Genomic DNA, 23,347 nt, shown 5'->3' on the forward strand with positions numbered 1-23,347 from the left:
TTAACGACTCCAGACCTTTTTCAGTCGCCCGAGTGCGGCGGTGATGGCCGCTTCGGGCACCGCCGCGAAACCCAGGACCAACCCGGCGCGCTGGTCCACAGGTTTTGTCGAGTCCGGCAACCAGTAGCTGCTCAGCGCATTGATCTCGACATCGACGCTGGCCGCCTGCTCCACCAGTTCGCGCTCGCGGGCCTGTGAGTCGACCGCCACCGTCAGGTGCAGCCCGGCCGCAACACTCGGCAGGCTGCCGATGCCGGGAATATTCTGCGGCCAACCGGCCAGCAAGGTATTGCGTCGGCTCAGGGCCGCGCGGCGCATGCGGCGGATGTGCCGCTGGAAATGCCCGGCGGCCATGAACTCGGCCATGACCGCTTGGGTGCTCACCTCGGAATGCCGAACGTCCACTGCTCGACGCTGCGAGAACGCCTGCACCAGCGTTGGTGGCAACACCAGGTAACCCAGGCGCAACGCCGGGAAAGCAACTTTGCCAAACGTCCCGACGTACAAAACCCGGCCCTGCCGGTCAAGCGCAGCCAACGGTGCCAGCGGCGCGCCGCTATAGCGGTATTCGCCATCGTAGTCGTCCTCGACGATCCAGCCTTGGGTGCGTTCGGCCCAGGCCAGTAACTCAAGGCGTCGCGCCAGGCTCATCACCACCCCGGTCGGGTATTGATGCGAAGGCGTCACATACGCGAGCCGACAATCGCTGAGACCGTTCAATTCGTTGCAGTCGATGCCCTCACTGTCCACTGCCACGCCATGCAGTTTCGCACAGGCCACGGCGAACGCATGACCTGCTGCCCGATACCCCGGATTCTCAATCGCCACCCCATCGCCCGGCTCCACCAGCAGCTGTGCACAAAGGCTGATCCCCTGCTGCGCGCCACTGGTGATCACTATTTGCTCAGCCGAGCACTGCATCCCTCGCGAACTGCGCAAATACGCGGCGATCATGCCGCGCAAACGCTCGTCGCCCGCCGGGTCGCCATAACACAGTTGCTGTAAATCCGGTTTGCGCCAGAAAGCCGCGTTCAGCTTGGCCCAGACCTCGAAAGGAAACAGATCGAATGCCGGAACGCCGACTCGAAAGGCTTTGGGCGGACCACTTGGCGGCGTTGGCAAATGGTTCTTCTCAACGCGTACCAACGCATCGCTGTGGATAACTTTACTGGATGAAAACACAGGTAAATCGAGCCAATTTGTGGATAAGGCTGTGGGTAACCCTGTTGATAACCCTGTGGACACTTTTGTGGATAATTTTTTCGCCGACAGCGCGGTTTGGGGCAATTGCGCCACGTACGTACCGTCGCCGACACGCCCCTCGATAAAACCCTCGGCGTAAAGTTGATCGTAGGCCCGGACCACGCTGTTGCGGGAAATCGCCAACGCGGCTGCCAGATCCCGGCTGGCCGGTAGCCGCGTGCCGCTGGCCAATCGTCCGTCGAGCACCCGCAGGCGCAATGCCTGATACAGCTGACGACTCAGGCCCTGGCGACGGTCGAGTTCGATTCCGGCTGGGTTGAATGACAGGGAAAGCGGCGCTTCGCTCATGGCAATGGACCTATGAAATTGGTCATTAATGGCTCTTACAACAGACCAATAGCCTGCCTAGGATGAAGGCATTCGCCAAGGAGTTTTTCCATGTACAACCCCAGTGGCTTTGCCATCAAAGATTTGCATGAACTGCACGAGCAGATAATGGGCACCCGTCTCGCCATGGTGGTTACCCACGGCGAGCAAGGGCTGCAAGCCAGTTATCTGCCTTTGTTGTTCGATCCTGAGCAGGGCCCGAATGGCACCCTCTACGGCCATTTCGCCCGGGGCAATCCCCAGTGGAAGGAACTGCAAAACGGTGCCGAAGCCCTGGTGATTTTTGCCGGTGCCGATGCCTACGTCAGCCCGGGGTTTTATCCAAGCAAAGCCGAGCACGGCAAAGTCGTGCCGACCTGGAACTACGTCGCGGTGCACGCTTACGGAACAGCCGAAGTGTTCACCGATGCCGATCGCCTGCTCAGCCTGGTCAGCGCGTTGACCGATCGTCATGAAGCCGGCCGCGCGCAACCGTGGAAAGTTGCTGATGCGCCCGCCGACTACATCGACGGCATGCTCAAAGCCATCGTCGGATTCGCCCTGCCGATCCAGCGCCTGCAAGGCAAACGCAAGCTCAGCCAGAACCGCAGCACTGCAGACATCGCCGGTGTGCGCGAGGGGCTCGCCGCCAGCCCTGATGTGCACGACCAGGCCCTCGCCCACTTGATGCGTTAAGGAATGAACATGAGTCAGATTGAAATTCGCCAGGTCACCGCCGACGATCACGCTGCCTGGTTGCCGCTGTGGCAAGCCTACCTGCGCTTTTACAACACCGAGTTGCCTGAGGCTGTCACTGACAGCACCTGGCAACGCATGCTCGACCGCAATGAACCGATCCATTCGGCGTTGGCGTGGGTCGATGGCAAAGCGGTGGGCATGGTGAATTTCATCTACCATCGCTCGAACTGGAGCATCGAAAACTCCTGCTACCTTCAAGACCTGCTGGTAACGCCGGAAACCCGCGGCACCGGCATCGGCCGCCAGCTCATCGAATTTGTGTACGCCACCGCCAAAGCGGACGGTTGCTGCAAAGTCCACTGGCTGACCCACGAAACCAACGCCACCGCGATCCAGCTCTACGAGCGCATCGCCGAACGCCCCGGTTTCATCCAGTTTCGCAAAGCCCTTTAAGGTTCAAGGAGAACACTATGTCGACTTCACTCGCAGACTGGAAAGGCGTCCCGGCGCCGTCGGTTCAAACCCTCGAAGGGCGTTTCATTCGCCTGGAAAAACTCGACCCGGCGCGTCACGCCGAGGGTTTGTGGAAAGCCCTGCAAGGCCCGGGATCGGACCCGAAACTCTGGGACTATTTACCGTACGGTCCTTTTCCGGAGCGCAGCGCTTTCAACGATTGGCTGAACAACCATGCGGCCAACAGCGATCCGTATTTCTTCAGCGTGATCGACCGTGCCAGCGGTGAGGTGCAGGGCATCCTGAGTCTGATGTCGATTGTTCCGGCGCAAGGCCGTATCGAAATCGGCCACGTGACCTTCGGTGCCCCCATGCAGCGTTCGCCGAAAAGTACCGAGGCGGTTTACTTGCTGGCCAAGGAATCCTTTGCGCTGGGCTACCGGCGTCTGGAGTGGAAGTGCAATAACGGCAACGCCCGCTCCAAGTACGCGGCGGAGCGGTTGGGGTTCAGTTTTGAGGGCGTGTTCCGTCAGCACATGGTGGTCAAGGGACAGAACCGGGATACCGCGTGGTATTCGATTCTGGATTCGGAATGGCCGGCGATTGGCGCGGGGTTTGAGCGGTGGCTTAGTGATGAGAACCAGGCGGGATCGGGGCAGGTGAACACGTTGGCGGAGTGCCGCGGGTAATTTGTCAGCGAATGCACTGCCGCGACCGTCGGAGCGCCGCCCGGAGCCGGCTCGCTCCCACAGGTTTTCAGTTGACCACATTGTTGTGATCAATACATAACCAGTGTGGGAGCGGCTTGCTCGCGAAACTTTTGGTGTTCGTTAACGCACTGCTATATCCAGCTTCCAACCCAACGCATCCAGGGCGTCACAGCCGTCCTGAATCAACATATGCGCAGCATTGGCGAAATGCTCAAGGTCATGACCTTCAGCGTCTTTCACGCACAAACAAGTGATGCTGTTAAGCAAATTGCGCGCAGCTTTAATTCGGTGTGTGGCGGTCTCAAGAAGATCGGAAGCTTTAGCTTCCGTGTCGATATACAACGTCGGACCGACGCTGAAGTTGCCTTGAAGCGGGTGGTATTTGGACATGGGGATTTCTCTTTGAGTTAAGAGCTCCCACCATTCGCGGCTAAGCAAATTAGGTGACAGCTGTACGCGGGTTAGCCGACCGGACAAAGAGAACTCCGGCACACCCGTAGGTGTCCCACGCACAGCCGCCATAAAGATAAAAACATAGGCAGCAAAAAGCGCCTCCTTTCAGGGGGCGCCCGTGCACTCTTTGTTCGACCGGCTAAGATCGATCACCGATTCGTCGGCGACGGGCGAACTATAGGCGAGCCCCTATGCGAAGTAAAACCCGTTTCTTTATCTCAGAACGGTCCTACATCAGCCATCGAATTAGGTAACGAACTCAATACTCGGTCGGCAGCAACACTGTCATCGCGAGCTTCCACATTGTTCGTTGCCTATCAGCCTAAATCGGGGCGGATCCGCATCACTCCCATCTTGAATCCAAACGTTCTGAAAACTGCATTCAGCGATTTGAGTGTTGGATTCCCTTCTCCATGCTCGATATGGAGCAGCGTGCGTACCGAAATTTTGCACATCTTCGCGAACTGGGTTTGGTGCAGGCCAGTGACCTCGACCCTTAAGCGACGAACTGCCTGAGGAATCGTAAGAGAATTATTGGCAAGACTTTCGTGGATGCTGTCGAGCAGAATCATCCGTTCCCTAACTGTCATCGTCATCCTTCACTCCACATTCACAATGAGCATCACGATGTGCAAAATAATGCATCCAGCTCCCTGAAAAAGGTCTGCATGCCATTAAATTGCGTACAGATGTGTTGATTAATCCAAATAAACGCAAAAGATTGCACTTAGTCCAAATACATCATTCTGTAAAAACCCTCCGCTATACAAGACGGCCCGCTTATAACAAAAAGGCCGTCCCACATGCCCTCCTCGCCCCAGCGCCTGGCACTCAGCATTGCGTTATTGATCAGCACCGGTGCCCACGCAGCCCCGTTCAAAAATGTGCAAATCACCACGCCGACCACCGCCGCTCAAACCCTCGGTGGTGGCGATACCCTGACGATCTCCGCGCCGGGCAGCATCACCAACGCTGGCAAGACTGTGAGCCTGAAAGACAGCACCAGCGGTGTTGGCGTGGTGATCGATAACGCGGGCAAGATCATCTCGACCGGAGGCCGGGCGATCGACAGCAGCGGCGACCTGACCCAGGCTCGCAACTACAGCATTTATAACCGCGCGGGCGGGCAGATCCTTGGCTTCAACGACGCGTTGCGCATCGACAGCAACTTCGCCAGCGGCAGTCTGCTGATCGACAACAGTGGCATCATCCGCTCCACCACCGGTCAAGGGCTGGATCTGGATGCGCTGCGCAGTGCGGGGGTAAAAACGACGATCATCAACCGCGCGGGCGGGTTGATTCGCGGGGATGCCAGCGATGGCATGAAGACCGGCGCCAACGCAACGATCACCAACTATGGCGAGATCGCTACCGGCGACTCTCGAACCGCTGACGACAAGTTCGACGGTATCGACATCGACACAGCGACCGGCGTGACGGTGACCAACTACGGCAGCATTTCCGGCGGCCGCCACGGCATTACCACCGACCTTGGCGCGACACTGACCAACTACGGCCAAATCACCGGTCGCAATGGCTCGGGCTTCGGCTCCGATGGCGACGGCACTGTGATCAACCACGGCACGATTACCGGCGCGTACTCGGGCCTTCAAGCCAATGGCGACGGCGATGGCGTGGACATCGACAAAATCGCCCACATCGAAAACTACGGCACCATTCAGGGTGTCGGCGCCGGCGGTGTCGACAAGGGTGGCTTCGCCAACGGCAGTGAAGGCATCGCGCTGGGCGGCGGCTACGTGTTGAACGCCAAAGACGCACTGATCAGCGGCGCCAACAGTGCCATCCTGGTGGACGATGGCAGCGGCGGTTCGGGCATGGCCGCGACCACTCTGGAGAACTTCGGCACCATTCAGGGCCTCGACGGTTTCGGTGTGAAGTTCGTCGGTGAGTTCGCCGACAGCGTGATCAACGGCGGCACGATCAGCGGCAGCAACGGCCTGGCGCTGGATCTTGGGGCCGGTAACGACAGCCTGACATTGCGCAATGGCAGCCGCTTCGTCGGTGTGGTCGACGGCGGAAGCGGTAACGACCGTGTGGTGATGGACGACGCCGCGGGCGGCAACTTCGGCGCGAGTCGCAACTTCGAATGGCTAGAGATCAAGCAAGGTGCCTGGACGCTCACCGGCAGCGGTGATTTCAGCGATGGCGGCGCGGTGCGCAACGGCGCGACGCTGATCAACCAGTGTGGCATCGCCGGCAACCTGACCGTCGACGCGGGCGGTGTGTATGCCGGCGGTGGTTCGGTGGGCAATTTGCTGGTCAACGGCACTTTGCGCACCAACACTCAACTCGGCACGGCGACCATCACCCATAACTTGACCATGGGCAGCGGCGCGACTTTGGCTTACGGCGTCAATGCCGACGGCAGCAGCGCGCCGACCAAGGTCGGCGGCATGGCCAGCCTGAACGGCGCCACCCTGGCGGTGAACCCCGGCAGCGGCACCTATCCGTGGCAAAGCCAATACACCGTGCTGCAAGCCGCGAGCATCAACGGCACATTCGGCAAGGTCACCAGCGACTATGCATTCCTCACGCCGACCCTCGCGTACACCCCGACCCAGGTCGACCTGACCTACACGCGCAACGACGTCGCGTTCAACGAATTCGCGGTCACCGGCAACGGCAGCAGCGCCGCCAACAGCCTCGCCTCGATGGGCAAAAACAACGCGCTCTACAACGCACTGCTCAACACCTCCAGCAGCACGGCTGGCGCTGCGATCGAGCAACTCGCCGGCGCCAGCAACGCCAACCTGACCAGCGCCACCCTCGGCGCCAGCAGCCAGATCGGCGGCAGCATGCTGTCGGCGATGCAACAAATGGGCGGCGGTTCAGGATTGCTGGTGGGCCTGGATCAGCGGGACACCCCGGTGCTTGCCGCCACTGGCGTTCCGTCCGAAGCGCGCAACCTCAACGACCCGAACGCCCAGGGTCGACTCTGGCTGCAAGCCATCGGCGGCTACGGCAAGCTCGATGGCGAGCATGGCAGCAGCGGTCTGGAACAGCGCACCAAGGGCAGCGTGCTCGGGGCCGACTGGGCGCTCAACCCGCAATGGCGCCTGGGCGTGCTCGGCGGTTACTCGAAGACGAATCTGGACGCCACGGGGGTCGATGGCAACGTCGAGAGCTGGCACGCCGGCGTTTACGCCTTACGCCAAAGCGGTCCCTTCGCTTTGCGTCTCGGCGCCGCGTACAGCGGTCATCAAGGCGAAAGCAAACGCACCGTGGCCTTCAACGGTTTCAGCGACCGACCAAAAGGTAATTACGACGCCGACAGCCAACAGGCCTTCGCCGAGCTGGGTTACGCGATGGGCAGCGGTCGCCTCAGCGCCGAACCCTTTGCCAGCCTCGGCTACCAGCGTTATCACCGTGACAGCTACCAGGAAAAAGGTGGCGCCGCCGCATTGCAGGTCGAAGAACAAACACAAGACAACTTCAGCAGCACCTTCGGCCTGCGTCTGGCGCACCTGAGTTCACTGGAGAACGGCATGAGCCTGACCCCACGCATGACCGCCGGCTGGAAACATACGTATGGCGATGTCAGCAACTCGACGCGTCAGGCATTTGTGGTCGGGGGAACGGCGTTCAGTGTCGATGGCAGCTCGCTGGATCGTGACAGTCTGGTGCTGGAGGCCGGGCTGGACCTGGGCATTTCGGCGCGGCATTCGGTGGGGGTGGGTTACAGCGGGGAGATAGGGAGCAACAGCCGCAATCATGGGTTGATTGGGCAATGGCAGATGAGTTTCTGATTTGCGATAGCAGGCGACGTCTTAAATAGTTGTAAGAAAGGTCTTTCGATCGGACGGCCAAAAATCCCATCGATCAATCGAGCGGTTATTTTCTACACAACGATCTGACACCGCCCGCAAACGCGCCGGAACCGGCTGACATCGGCATTGAAGCGCTCTATTTAGAGTTTGACCTCTTTTCAACAGAGGTCAGATTCGATGCCCGTTCAACACAAATTCCGCCCAAAACACCTGGCGCTGGCCATTGCGCTTGCGTTGGGTTGCAGTGAAATCACGCTTGCTCAACAGATCTCTGCCGAAACCGTCGCGCCTGAGGCCGAAACTCCAGACCAGGTCATTGCGGCTCTTGAAGCATTCATCAACGATCCCGACACCAACAAGATCCCGATCAGCAAGGTAGCGGATGGTGTTAATCGCAAACTTGGTGACGAAAATGATCTGGTTATCGTATCCAGTCGCGGAAGCTTCACCGGAGCAGTTGACGGTGGTGGCGGTATCAACTTTCTGCAACTCGACACCGCGAGCGGCGGCACGCTAGGCGAGACTCGTCGCTTCGAGGGCTTGGAGCTCAAACGAAGTACCTGGACCTTGAATGGTTCCGGTGACTTCAATACCGGTGTCCTGATCCGCCCCAAAGCAACGTTGATCAATGATGGAAATATCAAGGGAGGCGCGCTGGCTCAAGGTACGCTTGTCAACACTGGCGAGATTGGCGGCGGCGTGACTGTGCAATCCGGAGGCATCCTGAAAAACTCGGGAGCCATTGGAGGTGACGTCGTCATTGATGAAAAAGGTGCATTCGCTGGCAATGGTCGAGTCGGTGCGCTACAGGTAAACGGGAAGTTCACCTCAGACAAAATGCACGGTGCCCCGACAGTATCAGGTCACTTAACGCTTTCGAAAACTGCAGAGCTGACCTACGAGGTCGATGCCAATCGCAAAAGTGCAGCGATATTAGTCGGTGGCACCGCCAGTCTTGGTGACGCCACGCTGAACATCGTTGCAGCCCCCGGTGACTACCCGGTGATCAGCGAAAACACCATCCTTGTTGCCAATAAAGTCGAAGGTGAATTTGGAAAAGTTCTCAACAATCTTGCCTTTTTAACGCCTAAGCTCGATTACGCAGAAAAGAAAGTTGACCTAATCTTCATCCGTAACGATGTGCCCATCGAGAATGCCGCGGTCAGTGATAACGGAAAGGAACTCGCGCAAAGCATCGTAGAGCCGCAGGACATACCGCAGAAACAGGCCTCATTTGAGAACTCACTACCTGTCGCTGAAACTCTTAATCCACCGGCAAGCAACAACAACCCTGCCACAACCACAACTCCATCATCAGCGACCAATCCCGTAGCCACAGCACCAAAACCGACCATCCCCGCAAACGCCGCTGTCAAAGCCCTGCTCGGTAGTGACAAAGTCACCGCCTCCTACGCAATTGAACAACTTGCCGGCGGCAACAACGCCAACCTCGCCAAGGCAACCCTGAACAGTGACAGCCCCGTCAGCGCCACCCTGCTCTCGGCCATGCGCCAATTGGACAGCGCCAGCGGCTACAACAAATCCGGCAACCGAACCAACGCACCACGCCTGGCCGCCGGCAACGAAAAAAACGGCAGGGTCTGGCTACAAGCCTTGGGTCATGGCGGAACGCTGGATCGCGACCACGACGCTCTGCAAACGTCCACAAAGGGTCTCCTCCTGGGTGCGGATTGGAGCGTCGATGAGGAATGGCGCATCGGTGTGATGGGTGGCAAGTCCGACACTCGGCTGGACAGTCGCGAACTCGACGGCGATCTCGATAGCTGGCACCTCGGCGCCTATGCCCTGCGCCAAAACGGCCCCGTGTCGCTGCGCCTGGGCGCGACCTACAGCAGTCACGACGGCAGCACTAAACGTCGGGTTGCCTTCAAAGGTTTCAGCGATCGCCCAGAGGGTCATTACGATGCCAGCACCCAACAGGCCTTCGCGGAAGTGGGTTACAACCTGGGGCGAGCCAATGTCAGCATCGAACCGTTTGCCAGCCTTGGCTACCAACGCTATCAGCGCGACGGCTATACGGAAAAAGGTGGCGCGGCAGCACTGAAAGTCCACGGCCAAACCCAGAACAACCTGAACAGCACGTTCGGCCTGCGACTGGCGAAGATCAACACACTGGATAACGGCATGCAACTGACGCCGCGGTTCAGTGCTGGCTGGAAACACACCTACGGGGAAATCTACAGTGACACTCGCCAACGACTGGTAACGGGCGGGAAGAACTTCACCGTTTCCGGTGCTCCGCTGGACCGGGACAGCCTGCTGGTCGATGCGGGGCTGGACCTTGGCCTGTCAGCGAAACACACGCTGGGTGTCGGCCTTAACGGCGAGATCGGCACTGACAGCCGCAATCATGGCGTAATGGGTCAGTGGCGGATGGCGTTCTGATCCAAGACTGAATAACCCCAACGCGAAACTCCGGGCGAAAAAAAAGGGGAGCACATGCCCCCCCGAGGTTTAAAACGGTGTATCGAGGCTGTTAACTCAGCCTTCGATCTCGATCAGGATTTCGCCCGGGTTCACCCGGTCACCCTTGGCCACGTGAATGGCGGCGACTTTGCCGGCGATAGCTGCCTGGACTTCGGTTTCCATCTTCATCGCTTCGGTGATCAGCACGGCTTGCCCTGCTTTCACGGTGTCGCCTTCCTTGACCAGCACGTCGACGATGTTGCCCGGCATGGTGGTGCTGACGTGACCCGGAGCCGAGGCTTGCTTGCGCTTGCTGCTGCCGCCACCGACAAACTCGTTGAGCGGTTCGAACACCACTTCTTCCGGCATGCCGTCGATGGAGAGGTAGAAGTGACGCTTGCCTTCCGCCTTGACGCCAACACCGGTGATGTCGACGCGGTAGGTTTCACCGTGGACGTCGATGACGAACTCGGTCGGCACGCCTTCGCCACCGGCCGAGGCCACGCCGCCTGCTTCAGGAATCGGCAGCAGTACCTCTGGAGTCAGGGTGCCGGCAGCGCGTTCTTCGAGGAATTTGCGACCGATGTCCGGGAACATGGCGTAGGTCAGCACGTCTTCTTCAGACTTGGCCACGGTGCCGATTTCGGCACGCAATTTGGTCATCTCCGGCTTGAGCAGGTCGGCCGGACGCACGTCGATGACGTCTTCGCTACCGATCGCCTGGCGACGCAGTTTTTCGTTCACGGTGCCCGGTGCCTTGCCGTAGCCGCCTTGCAGGTAGAGCTTCACTTCGTTGGTGATGGTCTTGTAGCGCTCGCCGGCCAGCACGTTAAAGAACGCCTGGGTGCCGACGATTTGCGAGGTAGGGGTCACCAGCGGCGGGAAGCCGAGGTCTTCACGAACCCGCGGGATTTCGGCCAGCACCTCCGCCATGCGGTTCAGGGCGCCCTGCTCTTTCAACTGGTTGGCCAGGTTGGAAATCATCCCGCCCGGTACCTGGTTGACTTGAACGCGGGTGTCGACGGCGGTGAACTCGCTTTCGAACTGGTGGTATTTCTTGCGCACGGCATAGAAGTACAGGCCGATCTCTTGCAGCAGTTCCAGGTTCAGGCCAGTGTCGAACTCGCTGCCTTTAAGGGCAGCAACCATCGACTCGGTGCCGGGGTGGCTGGTGCCCGAGGCGAAACTGGAGATCGCGGTGTCAATGTGATCGGCACCGTTTTCGATGGCCTTGAGTTGGCACATCGTGGCCAGGCCAGCGGTATCGTGGGAGTGGATGAAGACCGGCAGCGACTGCTCGGACTTCAACGCCTTGACCAGTTCGCCGGTGGCGTACGGGGTCAGCAGGCCGGCCATGTCCTTGATCGCCACCGAGTCGCAACCCATGGCTTCCATTTGTTTGGCCTGGGCCACGAACGCATCGATGGTGTGCACCGGGCTGGTGGTATACGCGATGGTGCCTTGGGCGTGTTTGCCCGCCGCTTTCACCGCTTCGATGGCCGTGCGCAGGTTACGCACATCGTTCATCGCATCGAAGATGCGGAAGACGTCGATGCCGTTGACCGCGGCCTTGGCGACGAACGCCCTGACCACGTCGTCGCTGTAGTGGCGGTAGCCCAGCAGGTTCTGGCCACGCAGCAGCATTTGCAGACGTGTGTTAGGCAGCGCGGCGCGCAGTTGGCGCAGACGTTCCCACGGGTCTTCTTTCAGGAAGCGCACGCAGGCATCGAAGGTCGCGCCGCCCCAGCATTCCAGCGACCAGTAGCCGACTTTGTCGAGCTTGTCGCAGATCGGCAGCATGTCTTCGGTGCGCATGCGGGTCGCGAGCAGCGATTGGTGGGCGTCGCGCAGGATTGTGTCGGTAACGTGGATTTTCTTGGACATTGTTTTATTCCTCACAGGCCTGCGTGGGCGGCGATGGCGGCGGCGATGGCCAGGGCCAGCTCTTCGGGTTTGCGCTTGATCGAGTAGTTGGTCAGTTCAGGGTGGCTTTCAACGAAGCTGGTGTTGAACTGGCCGCTACGGAATTCCGGGTTACGCAGGATTTCCTGGTAGTACGCGGCGGTGGTCTTGACGCCTTGCAGACGCATGTCGTCGAGGGCGCGCAAGCCACGGTCCATCGCCTCTTCCCAGGTCAGCGCCCAGACCACCAGTTTCAGGCACATGGAGTCGTAGTACGGCGGAATGGTGTAGCCGGTGTAAATCGCCGTGTCTGTGCGCACGCCGGGGCCGCCGGGCGCGTAATAACGGGTGATCTTGCCAAAGCTCGGCAGGAAGTTGTTTTTCGGGTCTTCGGCGTTGATCCGGAATTGCAGTGCGAAACCGCGGTGCTGGATGTCTTCCTGTTTCACCGAAAGCGGCAGGCCGGACGCGATGCGAATCTGCTCACGCACAATGTCGATGCCGGTAATTTCTTCGGTGATGGTGTGTTCCACCTGCACCCGGGTGTTCATCTCCATGAAGTACACCTCGCCCTCGGCGAGCAGGAACTCCACGGTACCGGCGTTCTCGTAACCCACAGCCTTGGCCGCACGCACCGACAGGTCGCCGATGTAGGCGCGCTGTTCCGGGGTCAGCTGCGGGCTTGGCGCGATTTCGATGAGTTTCTGGTTGCGGCGCTGGATCGAGCAGTCACGCTCGAACAGGTGCACCACGTTGCCAAAGCTGTCGCCGAGGATCTGCGCTTCGATGTGTTTCGGATTGACGATACATTTTTCCAGGAACACTTCCGCGGAACCGAAGGCCTTGGTGGCTTCGGAGATCACGCGGGGGAAAGCCTGTTCGAGTTCTTCGCGGCTGTCGCAGCGACGGATACCACGACCACCACCACCGGAAGTGGCCTTGAGCATCACCGGATAACCAATACGGTCGCCTTCGACCAACGCTTCGGCGATGTCCGCGACGTTGCCTTCGGTGCCCGGCGTGACCGGCACGCCGGCCTTGATCATGCTGCGGCGTGCTTCAGTCTTGTCGCCCATGCGGCGGATGACTTCAGCCGATGGACCAATGAATTTGATGCCGCGCTCGGCGCAGATGTCGGCCAGTTCAGCGTTTTCCGAGAGGAACCCGTAGCCGGGGTGTAACGCATCACAACCGGTTTCCACAGCCAGGTTCACCAGCTTGCGCGCATTCAGGTAACCGGCCAGTGGCTCGGCACCGATGCTGTGGGCCTCATCCGCACGCTTCACATGCAAGGCATGGCGGTCGGCGTCGGAATAGATCGCGACCGAGCGAATGCCCATCTCGGCGCAGGCACGCACGATTCGTACGGCAATCTCACCACGGTTGGCGATCAGGATCTTTTTTATCACTTGGAGGTTCCCTTGAGCCGGTGGTACCCACGACCTGCTAGGCCAGGTCGACGCGTGACTAAATGTTTCGATTTAGTCGCAGCCCCACACTAGCCCCCACAAGGGATTAACAAAAATGATTAATAATTGGGTTAGCCATAAGTAAAGACTTATAGTTGATTCATCAGCCAGGGGCGGGAGCATCTAGATAATGCGTAAGTCATTGATGCGTATGACATTGCGTCAATTGCAGATTTTCAATGAGGTCTGTGATTTGCGATCCTATAGCCGAGCGGCCGACGAAATGTCGCTCACACAACCTGCCGTGAGCCTGCAGATTCGTCAACTTGAAGAGCTGATTGGTCAGCCTTTGTTCGATTACGTCGGCAAAAAACTCTACATGACCGAGGCCGCCGAAGCACTGCAACGTGCCAGTCGAGACATTTTCGGGCGCCTGGAAAACCTCGACATGCAACTCTCGGACATGCAGGGATCATTGCAGGGCCAGCTGAAACTGGCGGTGGAATCCAGCGCCAAGTATTTCGTCCCGCACCTGTTTGCCGCGTTCAAGCGCCAGCATCCGGAAGTGAATCTGCAACTGACGGTGGTCAACCGAGGGCAGGTGATTCGGCGCCTCTCCGACAACCGCGACGACCTGGTGATCATGTCCATGGTGCCGCAGGACATGGGTCTGGAGTTCCTGCCGTTCCTCAACAATCCCATCGTGGCCGTGGCCCCGCCGGACCATCCGCTGTGCCACATGGGGCCGCTGCGCCTGCAGGACCTCGAGCCTTACACCCTGTTGCTGCGCGAACCCGGTTCCGGTACGCGAATGGCGTGCGAGGAGTATTTCAAGGAGAAGCGCGTGCACTTCAACCAGACCCAGGAGGTTGCATCGGCCGAAGCCCAGCGTGAATGTGTACTGGCGGGTCTGGGCGTCGCGCTGTTGACGCGCCACGCCCTGAACCTTGAGTTGGCGACCGGCGGACTGATCGAGTTACCGGTCGAAGAACTGCCGTTGTATCGCAGCTGGTGCCTGGTGCAAGCCAAGGCAAAACGGCTGTCACCGGTGGCGCACGCGTTCCTTGCGTTTATCCGCAGCGAGCGGGTGCAGATCAGCGCGCTGGTTGAGCGTTTCGACGGGAAGTTGCGGGAGCTGCCTGCCAGTAATTGAGCTCAAGCTCAGGAAAATCACCGATCTCGGCCAGCAGCTGACGGCGTTCGCAGCGATCTTCGATGGCGCGGCGAAATTCCATGCGGCGCTGATCTTCTTGCTGACGGCGGGTTTTGACGGCGCTGTTGCGTTCTTCGTAGGGCTGGGCCATTTCGAGTCTCCCAAGGCGATTACGGGAGTTTCAAGATAGGCGCGCGGGATGACGGTTTGGCGGCTTGCGCGTTACAGGGATGTGAATATTGCTGGGTGATGTAGTGTTCTTGAGGACGCCTTCGCGGGCAAGCCCGCTCCCACAGGGTTCGGTGGTGCTCACTCAATTTGAGCAACGCAGCCGATCCTTGTGGGAGCGGGCTTGCCCGCGAATGAAGGTCGGAACGACCTTCCAGCCATCTCGGATCAGTATCAATCGTCCAGCGCTTTCACCGATTTGGGCGACAGCCGCAAGCTGCGTAGGCTGCGTTTGACGCTCTTGAGGTGGTTGACCAGGCTTGGGCCGCGCGCCATGGCCACGCCCATCGCCAACACGTCGATCACCACCAGGTGAGCGATACGCGACGTCAGCGGGGTGTAGATTTCAGTGTCTTCGTGCACATCGATCGCCAGGTTGACGGTCGACAGTTCGGCCAACGGCGTCTGGCTCGGGCACAGAGTGATCAACGAGGCGCCGCTTTCACGCACCAGATTCGCCGTGATCAGCAAATCCTTGGAGCGCCCGGACTGGGAAATACAGATCGCCACATCGGTCGGTTTCAAGGTGACCGCTGACATCGCCTGCATGTGCGGGTCGGAATACGCCGCCGCGGTCAGCAGCAAACGGAAGAATTTGTGCTGGGCATCCGCCGCCACCGCGCCCGACGCACCAAAGCCGTAGAACTCGACGCGCTGTGCCTGGGACATCAGCGACACAGCCCGCTGCAACTCCACCGGATCGAGCTTCTCGCGAACCTCCATCAAGGTGTGCAGGGTGGTGTCGAAGATTTTCAGACTGTAGTCGGCAACCGAATCGTCTTCATGAATCGCAAACTGGCCGAAGCTCGCGCCCGCCGCGAGGCTCTGCGCCAGCTTCAGCTTCAGGTCCTGGAATCCGGAACAACCGATGGCGCGGCAGAAGCGCACGATGGTCGGCTCACTGATGCCCACGCTGTGGGCCAGGTCGGCCATGGAGCTGTGCATCACCGCCGCCGGATCAAGCAGCACGTGGTCGGCGACCTTGAGCTCCGACTTGCGTAAGAGGTGGCGTGACTGGGCGATGTGTTGCAGCAGATTCAAAGGGGTCGACTCTTTGTTATTGGCAGGGGCCGGATATGTAGCAAGCTTGTAGTTATACTACATGAATCGGCTTTTTGCCTGCTCAATGCGTAACTCGATGTCCCCATTCCACGCCACATGCGCTCCATGTAGCACTGCAGCCCGCGTAGCAGCTGCCGAAGGCTGCGTTCGGTTGCGCAGCAATCGTAAATTCAGACAACGCAGTGTTTCAGGTAGACCGCGTGCACAGGTTCGGCGAGGACTCCGTCCTCGGACGCAGCCTCGCGCTGCTCGGCAGCTGCTACAAGGGTTTTGTGTCGTGTTGTAGAAGTGCAGCCAGGTCATCGGCCTCGACTGGACGACTGATCAGATAACCCTGCACTTCATCGCAACGCTCGGCTTTCAAGAATTCCAGCTGGTCTGCCCGCTCGACACCCTCAGCCACTACTTTCAGCGACAAGCCATGCGCCATGGCGATGATTGCCCGGGTGATCGCTGCGTCCTCGCTGCCCTGCCCCAGACCGCGAATAAACGCCTGATCGATCTTCACGTAATCAACGGGAATGCGCTTGAGATAGCTCAGGGACGAATAACCCGTGCCGAAATCGTCGATCGCCAGCTTCACGCCCAGATCCCGCAACTGCTGGAACGTCGCGATGATGTGCTCGACGCTGTCCAGCAACTGGCTTTCGGTGAGTTCGAGCTCCAGGTAGTGCGGCGCCAGGCCGGTTTCTTCCAGCACCTGCCGCACCAGGCTGACCAGTTTGCCCTGGCGCAATTGATGCACCGACAAATTGACCGACACGCGAATCGGCTCAAGCCCCTGCCGTTGCCATTCGCAGGCCTGCCAACAGGCTTGGCGCAACACAAATTCGCCGATCGGACCGATCAAGCCGGTTTCCTCGGCCAGACCGATAAAGTCCCCCGGTGGCACGCGGCCCATGGTCGGATGATCCCAACGCACCAGGGCTTCGGCAGCGTTCAGGCGGCCCGTCGCGAGACAGAGTTTGGGTTGGTAATAGACTTGCAGCTGCTTTTCTTCGATGGCTTTGCGCAGCTGATTCTCAAGCTGCAATCGTTCAAGGGTGCTGGCCTGCAAGCTTTCGGTATAGAACTGGAAGTTGTTGCCGCCCAAATGTTTGGCGTGTTGCATGGCAATATTCGACTGGCTGACCAGCGCGGAAATTTCCCGGGCGGTGTCCGGCAGCATGCTGATGCCCATGGAGGCGCTGACCACCAGCTCATGGCCATCGACGGTGATCGGCAGCCGTAGTTTGGTCGACAATCGGGTCGCCACGCGGGCCAGGCTCGACAGGTTGCCGTAGGCATCGAAGATCACCGCAAATTCGTCACCGGACAGCCGCGCGATGGTGTCTGCCTCGGGCAATGCGTTGACCAGCCGCCGAGCCATTTTCTGCAGCAACTGGTCGGCGACTTCATGGCCAAGGCTGTCGTTGAGCAGCTTGAAACGATCCAGGTTGATATGCAGCAGCGCCAGGCTGCGACGCCCGCCCTGACGCACTCGCTGATGCGCCTCGCGCAGCCGTTCGCGGAACAGCGAACGGTTGGCCAGGCCTGTGAGTTCGTCGTAATGGGTCAGGTAACGCATGCGCTCTTCGGATTCCCGTCGCGCGGACAGATCGGCGAAGAAGCCGACAATATGGCTCACCTTTCCCCGAGCATCTCGCACAGCGTTCAGTTGCAGCCACTGCGGATAGAGCTCGCCGTTCTTGCGGGTCTCCACCAGTTCTCCCTGCCAGGTGCCGTGCTGTTCCAGCGCATGATGAATCGCGCCGTAGTGCCGGCGCGCATCGCGGCTGCACGGCAATTCGACGACGTTGCGCCCAAGCATGTCTTCAATGTCGTAGCCGGTGACGCGGCTGAATGCCTGATTGACTGCGATCAGCGCGTAATTCGGGTCGAAAATCACGATGCCTTCGCTGGCCGCCTCGAACACGGTCGCCGCCAGTTGGCGCTGTTCTTCCTGGCCCTTGCTCGCGCTGATGTCGCGGCGGGTGCCGACCATGCGGATCACCCGGCCATTTTCGCTGCGCTCGACCGCTCGCCCGCGGTCCTCGATCCAGACCCAGTGACCGTCGCCATGCCGCACGCGGTATTCGATCTGGTAATCCTCGCTGCGGCCTTTCAAATGCTCGACCAGGGCACGGCGCAGCGACGGCAAGTCTTCGGGGTGAAGACGCGGCTTGAGGTGGCTGAGCATCGCGGTCACGAATTCCGGCTCCAGGCCGAACAACTCTTGAAGCTGGGTGTGATGGACTTCGTCGGTTTGCAGGTTCCAGTCCCACAACCCGAGTTCACTGGCCTTCAACGCCAGCGCCAGCCGCGCTTCGCTCTTGCTCAGGGCCTGGTTGGCCGCGTCCAGTTCAAGACTGCGTTGGGCGACACGGTTTTCCAACTCGACCTGGGCTTCACGTAATTTGTCTTCGGCGCAGCGGCGGTGATCAATCTCTTTGGCCAGTTCGTGATTGAGTTGGTCGCTGCAACTCTGTGCCTGCTGCAAGTGTTCGATCAGGGCCTGATTCTGAAAGCGTCGCAACAAGCCGCTGTCGATCAGCCGATTGACTTGCCAGGCCACCACGCTCAACGCACCCAATAAAATTAGCCCGAACCAGCCCCAACCCTGGCTTTGTTGATCGCCGCCCCAGAATAGATAGGCGATGGCAGGCAGCAGGCAGGGCAAGGTAAAGGACAGAAATGCCGGAAGGCTGACCGCGTAGGCGACGCTGGCCGACAGTGCGGCGGCGCCGATCAGGCCAAACACCCAGGCTTGTTGCATGAAATTGTCGGCGGGAACCAGGGCAATGCCGGCACCGGCCAGGGTCAGGCCCGTCATGGCAGAGCCCAGCAGGAACATACGACGCCAGACCGGATGGGCCTGGCGGTTGGGAATGGCCGAATCGAACGCTGCGACTTGAATCACCCGCAAGGCCACCAGCGATAAAAGCCAGATCAGCCAGACGCTGACGATGAAATAGCGCTGCGGACTCCAGAGCAATCCGGCGCAGACCAGACCGTTGATCAGCATGAACAGCGTAGGCAGCAGCGAGCCCTGGTAAAGCAGGCGCGTGCGCTCGACCGCCATTTCCATGGCGTACTGCTTGCGGATAACCCGAGGCTCCACAGAGGGGCCCGACAGGTCGGAGCTGAGGGTCATAGGCAATGTTCTTGTTCTTATAATGATGAGCATGAGCCCGAAACGTGGACGGAGCATACACAAGCCAATGCCCTTACCAAACTGCCCCGGATCATAAAATCGACAAAATTTCAGGCCCCCGCCGCCCCCTGAAAACCCTTCGAGCGAGCCCCGCCAACGCTTGCAGCCAGTGACCGACCGGTCGTCATTCGTGCTTCTTTCATCGGCTAATGCAAAGCTCGGTTTGCCCGGTGTGACGGCGCACCCTAGAATGCCCCGATGCGCGATGATCTCTCCCTTCTGCTGAACTCCCTCAACGATGCCCAACGCCAGGCCGTAGCTGCCCGCGTGGGTCGTCAGTTGGTCCTGGCCGGTGCTGGTTCCGGTAAAACCCGAGTGCTGGTGCACCGTATCGCCTGGTTGATCCAGGTCGAGAACGCCTCGCCCCACTCGATCCTGTCGGTGACCTTTACCAATAAGGCTGCTGCCGAGATGCGTCATCGCATCGAGCAACTGATGGGTATCAACCCGGCCGGCATGTGGGTCGGCACCTTCCACGGCCTGGCGCACCGCTTGCTGCGGGCGCACTGGCAGGAAGCCGGCCTGAGCCAGACGTTCCAGATTCTCGACAGCGACGACCAGCAACGGCTGGTCAAGCGGGTGATCCGCGAGCTGGGGCTGGACGAGCAACGCTGGCCGGCCCGTCAGGCCCAGTGGTTCATCAACGGGCAAAAAGACGAAGGTCTGCGCCCGCAACACATTCAAGCCAGCGGCGACCTGTTCCTGGCGACCATGCGCAGCATCTATGAGGCCTACGAGGCCGCTTGCCTGCGCGCCGGCGTCATTGACTTCTCCGAATTGCTGCTGCGTGCCCTCGACCTGTGGCGCGATCATCCGGGCCTGCTGGCGCACTATCAGAAGCGCTTCCGGCACATTCTGGTGGACGAGTTCCAGGACACCAACGCCGTGCAGTACGCCTGGTTGCGTTTGCTGGCGAAGGGCGGCGACAGCTTGATGGTGGTGGGCGACGACGATCAGTCGATCTACGGCTGGCGCGGCGCGAAAATCGAGAACATTTATCAGTATTCCGACGACTTCCCGGATGCCGAGACCATTCGCCTGGAGCAGAACTACCGCTCCACCGCCGGCATCCTCAAGGCTGCCAACGCCCTGATCGCCAATAACACCGGGCGCATGGGCAAAGAGCTGTGGACCGACGGCGGCGAAGGCGAAGCGATCAATCTGTACGCCGCGTTCAACGAACACGATGAAGCACGCTACGTGGTGGAAACCATCGAAAGCGCGCTGAAAACCGGCTTGGCCCGCAGCGATATCGCGATTTTGTACCGCTCCAACGCCCAATCCCGCGTTTTGGAAGAAGCATTGTTGCGTGAGCGCATTCCATACCGCATCTACGGCGGTCAGCGCTTCTTCGAACGGGCGGAAATCAAGAACGCCATGGCCTACCTGCGTTTGCTGGAAGGTCGCGGCAACGATGCGGCGCTGGAACGGGTCATTAATGTCCCGGCCCGTGGCATTGGCGAAAAAACCGTCGAAGCGATTCGCGACCATGCACGCCACAGCGATGTGTCGATGTGGGAAGCCATGCGATTGCTGGTCGCCAATAAAGGCCTGACCGGTCGCGCAGCCGGCGCTCTTGGTGCGTTTATCGAGCTGATCGAAAACCTCGCCGCCAAGTGCATGGAAATGCCGCTGCACCTGATGACTCAGACAGTCATCGAACAGTCGGGGCTGATTGCCTATCACGAAGCGGAAAAAGGCGAGAAAGGCCAGGCCCGGGTAGAAAACCTTGAGGAACTGGTCAGCGCCGCGCGCAACTTCGAAAACGCTGAAGAAGATGAAGACCTGACGCCATTGGCGGCATTCCTCGGCCACGCGTCGCTGGAGGCCGGGGACACTCAGGCCGACGAGCACGAAGACAGCATTCAGCTGATGACCTTGCACAGCGCCAAGGGCCTGGAATTTCCTTACGTGTTCCTGGTGGGCATGGAAGAAGGCCTGTTCCCGCACAAAATGAGCCTGGAAGAGCCGGGCCGTCTTGAAGAGGAGCGCCGTCTGGCCTACGTCGGCATCACCCGGGCGATGCAGAACCTGGTGATGACTTACGCGGAAACCCGACGTCTGTACGGCAGCGAGACCTACAACAAGGTGTCGCGTTTCGTACGGGAAGTGCCGAAAGGCCTGATCCAGGAAGTGCGGCTGTCCAACAGCGTCAGCCGTCCGTTCGGGGGGGGTCAGCAACAGAGTTCCAGCAGCCTGTTTGGCGGCAGCGAGATCCCGGACACCGGATTCAGCCTCGGTCAGGCCGTGCGCCATTCGGTGTTCGGCGACGGCGTGATCCTCAACTTCGAGGGCGCCGGTGCTCAGGCCCGGGTGCAGGTGAACTTCGGCGAAGGCAGCAAGTGGCTGATGCTCGGTTACGCCAAGCTGGAAGCCATTTAGTACGGCCTGATCATTCCCACGCTCTGCGTGGGAATGCATCCCGTGACGCTCCGCGTCACAGTGGACGCAGAGCGTCCATGGCGGCGTTACCACGCAGAGCGTGGGAACGATCTATCTGCGCTTCGCCCTTTGCGGCCTATTCCTACAGAACTTATCCACTCGTCTTACAGACCAAAGTTAACAGGCCTTATTGCGCTGACTGAAGCTGAACGCAACCTGTCAGGCAAAAGCCCGAAACACTCTGCCGCTAGCCAGTAACACTTCAGCTGTGCAACATGGCGCGCGTGCCATCCACAAATGGGAATTCCCTTTATGAAACGTTTTCTTAGCATCGCCATGGCGTTGTGCATCGGCCTGACGATGAGCCTCGACGCCAACGCCAAGCGCTTTGGTGGCGGCAAGAGCTCCGGCGCTGCGCCGACTCACCAGACCAGCCAAATGGCTCCTTCTTCTGCCGCTGGCGGTGCTGCCGCCACTGCGGGTGCGGCCGGTGCCGCTGGCGCTGCCGCCAAGGCCGGCGGTGCTTCGCGCTGGCTCGGCCCTCTGGCCGGCATCGCTGCCGGTGGCCTGCTGGCCTCCATGTTCATGGGCGGCGGCTTCGAGGGGATGCAGATTTTCGACATCCTGATCATGGCCGTCATTGCCTTCCTGGTCTTCCGTTTCATCGCCGCTCGTCGTCGCAAGCAACAGGAGCACCTGGCTCCGGCCGGCGCGCCGATGCAGCGTGAAGTGTTCGAGCAGAAGCCAGCAGGCATGGGTTCGATCTTTGGCGGCTCGGCAGCACCTGCTGCCGCTCGTCCGGTGATCAACGCTCCGGCCTGGTTCAATGAACAGAATTTCATTGAAGCGGCCCGCAACCACTTCCAGTCCCTGCAGCAACACTGGGACGCCAACGAAATGGACAAGATCGCCGAGTTCGTGACCCCGCAACTGCTGGAGTTCCTCAAGCGCGAACGTGCCGACCTGGGCGAGGCTTTCCAGTCCACCTACATTGATAACCTCAATGTTCAACTGGACGGCGTGGATGATCGTGCCGACAAGACCATCGCCACCCTGACCTTCAGCGGCGTGTCGAAGACTTCACGTTTCGACCAGGGCGAAGTGTTCAGCGAAAGCTGGAACATGGAACGTCCGCAGGGCGAAAACCAGCCTTGGCTGGTGGCCGGTATCCGCCAGAACGGCTGATAACCGCCCGGTTCTGTTTGGAAGGTGCCGAGCTAAGATCAGACAAGGCAAAAACAAGCGAGGAAGCGGAGTTGACGTTAGTCAATGAGCATTCCGAGCTTGTTTTTAACGCAGTATGATCGACGCGCAGGCACGTTCCAGGCAGAACCTAGCATGCTGTAATGAAAACCCCGGCTTGCCGGGGTTTTTCTATTTCGCGGTTGCATCTATAGCGAGCTACTGTATAAACCGCCCCAACTAAACCGCGCCATCAAGCAAGAGGATCCCGGACGTGGAAGAAATCATCGAACAACTGCGTGAAGCCAACGAACCGGTACCGGTCCCCTTGGAGTTGCCTGACGAAGACCAGATCGTGGAAATCGAGGAACAACTGTTCATCGACATTCCCTTCGTCTTCAGAGAGTTTTTGCTGACCGTCAGCGACGTCGTCTACGGCAGCCTGGAGCCGGTGACCGTCACCGACCCGCAATCCCACACCTACCTGCCGGACGTTGCTGCCAACGCCTGGGACGCTGGCGTTGACCGCAGCATGATCCCGATCTGCCAGGACGGTGACGATTACTACCTCGTCGAAGAAGATGGCACCGTGGTGCTGTGGCAGGCCGAGGAAGAACTGATTGCCGAAGAAACCTGGGAATCGGTGTGGCATTGGGCACGGGACGTCTGGCTGGAAAGCTGATCGGGCTTGACGCCGACTTTGTAGCAGCTGGCGTAGCCTGCGTCCGGCTGCGCAG

General features: G+C 59.7%; 17 protein-coding genes. 9 read left to right on the forward strand and 8 right to left on the reverse strand.

The features are described from left to right. A complete protein-coding gene (gene pdxR, locus ACA072_RS28855) occupies positions 1–1,551 on the reverse strand; it encodes a MocR-like pyridoxine biosynthesis transcription factor PdxR (protein WP_497622161.1) in 1,551 nt (516 codons plus the stop codon). 90 nt (positions 1,552–1,641) lie between these two features. On the opposite strand from pdxR, the gene ACA072_RS28860 reads away from it, so the two are divergent. From ACA072_RS28860 to ACA072_RS28870, 3 genes are read left to right on the forward strand one after another with little or no spacing between them, the layout of a single operon-like run. Further along, positions 1,642–2,265, forward strand: coding sequence for an FMN-binding negative transcriptional regulator (locus ACA072_RS28860; protein ID WP_497622163.1), 624 nt, complete (start codon positions 1,642–1,644; stop codon positions 2,263–2,265). A 9-nt stretch (positions 2,266–2,274) separates the two neighbouring features. Further along, a complete protein-coding gene (locus ACA072_RS28865; protein ID WP_497622165.1) occupies positions 2,275–2,721 on the forward strand; it encodes a GNAT family N-acetyltransferase in 447 nt (148 codons plus the stop codon). 17 nt (positions 2,722–2,738) lie between these two features. Next, positions 2,739–3,410, forward strand: a complete 672-nt coding sequence (locus ACA072_RS28870) for a GNAT family N-acetyltransferase (RefSeq protein WP_497622166.1) — start codon at positions 2,739–2,741, stop codon at positions 3,408–3,410. A 141-nt stretch (positions 3,411–3,551) separates the two neighbouring features. On the opposite strand, the gene ACA072_RS28875 is transcribed toward ACA072_RS28870, so the two are convergent. Beyond that, complete coding sequence (locus ACA072_RS28875) at positions 3,552–3,821, reverse strand: hypothetical protein (protein ID WP_497622168.1); 270 nt, start codon at positions 3,819–3,821, stop codon at positions 3,552–3,554. 380 nt (positions 3,822–4,201) lie between these two features. Then, the gene (locus ACA072_RS28880) at positions 4,202–4,480 is read right to left on the reverse strand and encodes a helix-turn-helix domain-containing protein (RefSeq protein WP_497622170.1); all 279 of its coding nucleotides are present in this window, start codon (positions 4,478–4,480) and stop codon (positions 4,202–4,204) included. Positions 4,481–4,687: 207 nt separating this feature from the next. Between ACA072_RS28880 and ACA072_RS28885 the strand changes: the two genes are divergently transcribed. Together ACA072_RS28885 and ACA072_RS28890 are read left to right on the forward strand one after the other, a co-directional pair. After that, the gene (locus ACA072_RS28885) at positions 4,688–7,651 is read left to right on the forward strand and encodes an autotransporter outer membrane beta-barrel domain-containing protein (protein ID WP_497622171.1); all 2,964 of its coding nucleotides are present in this window, start codon (positions 4,688–4,690) and stop codon (positions 7,649–7,651) included. Positions 7,652–7,849: 198 nt separating this feature from the next. Then, positions 7,850–10,078, forward strand: coding sequence for an autotransporter outer membrane beta-barrel domain-containing protein (locus tag ACA072_RS28890; RefSeq protein ID WP_497622173.1), 2,229 nt, complete (start codon positions 7,850–7,852; stop codon positions 10,076–10,078). Positions 10,079–10,174: 96 nt separating this feature from the next. Here ACA072_RS28890 and oadA read toward each other — a convergent pair whose 3' ends face one another. Continuing rightward, complete coding sequence (gene oadA, locus ACA072_RS28895) at positions 10,175–11,983, reverse strand: sodium-extruding oxaloacetate decarboxylase subunit alpha (RefSeq protein ID WP_497622174.1); 1,809 nt, start codon at positions 11,981–11,983, stop codon at positions 10,175–10,177. Positions 11,984–11,994: 11 nt separating this feature from the next. Next, complete coding sequence (locus tag ACA072_RS28900; RefSeq protein ID WP_462032624.1) at positions 11,995–13,410, reverse strand: acetyl-CoA carboxylase biotin carboxylase subunit; 1,416 nt, start codon at positions 13,408–13,410, stop codon at positions 11,995–11,997. 190 nt (positions 13,411–13,600) lie between these two features. Here ACA072_RS28900 and ACA072_RS28905 point away from each other — a divergent pair, with 190 nt between their 5' ends. Then, positions 13,601–14,563 (forward strand): LysR family transcriptional regulator, encoded by a 963-nt coding sequence (locus ACA072_RS28905; RefSeq protein WP_497622176.1) that lies wholly within the window; start codon positions 13,601–13,603, stop codon positions 14,561–14,563. Here the strand turns inward: ACA072_RS28905 and ACA072_RS28910 are convergent. From ACA072_RS28910 to ACA072_RS28920, 3 genes are all read right to left on the reverse strand, one after another. After that, the gene (locus ACA072_RS28910) at positions 14,505–14,714 is read right to left on the reverse strand and encodes a PA3496 family putative envelope integrity protein (protein ID WP_401361616.1); all 210 of its coding nucleotides are present in this window, start codon (positions 14,712–14,714) and stop codon (positions 14,505–14,507) included. The genes ACA072_RS28905 and ACA072_RS28910 overlap by 59 nt on opposite strands. A 251-nt stretch (positions 14,715–14,965) precedes the next feature. Beyond that, entirely contained in the window at positions 14,966–15,832 is an 867-nt protein-coding gene (gene hexR, locus ACA072_RS28915) for a transcriptional regulator HexR (protein WP_008027445.1), read from the reverse strand. Positions 15,833–16,112: 280 nt separating this feature from the next. After that, entirely contained in the window at positions 16,113–18,986 is a 2,874-nt protein-coding gene (locus ACA072_RS28920; protein ID WP_497622178.1) for an EAL domain-containing protein, read from the reverse strand. 258 nt (positions 18,987–19,244) lie between these two features. Between ACA072_RS28920 and uvrD the strand changes: the two genes are divergently transcribed. The 3 genes from uvrD (at position 19,245) to ACA072_RS28935 (ending at position 23,292) form a co-directional block, all read left to right on the forward strand. Beyond that, positions 19,245–21,428: a DNA helicase II gene (gene uvrD / locus ACA072_RS28925; protein ID WP_497622179.1), complete on the forward strand. Its 2,184-nt coding sequence runs from the start codon at positions 19,245–19,247 to the stop codon at positions 21,426–21,428. Between the two features lie 312 nt (positions 21,429–21,740). Further along, complete coding sequence (locus ACA072_RS28930) at positions 21,741–22,613, forward strand: Tim44 domain-containing protein (RefSeq protein WP_497449524.1); 873 nt, start codon at positions 21,741–21,743, stop codon at positions 22,611–22,613. 271 nt (positions 22,614–22,884) lie between these two features. Then, a complete protein-coding gene (locus tag ACA072_RS28935; RefSeq protein ID WP_007943369.1) occupies positions 22,885–23,292 on the forward strand; it encodes an SMI1/KNR4 family protein in 408 nt (135 codons plus the stop codon). Positions 23,293–23,347 lie beyond the last annotated feature (55 nt).

The sequence above is a fragment of the Pseudomonas sp. LBUM1656 genome (assembly GCF_059716065.1).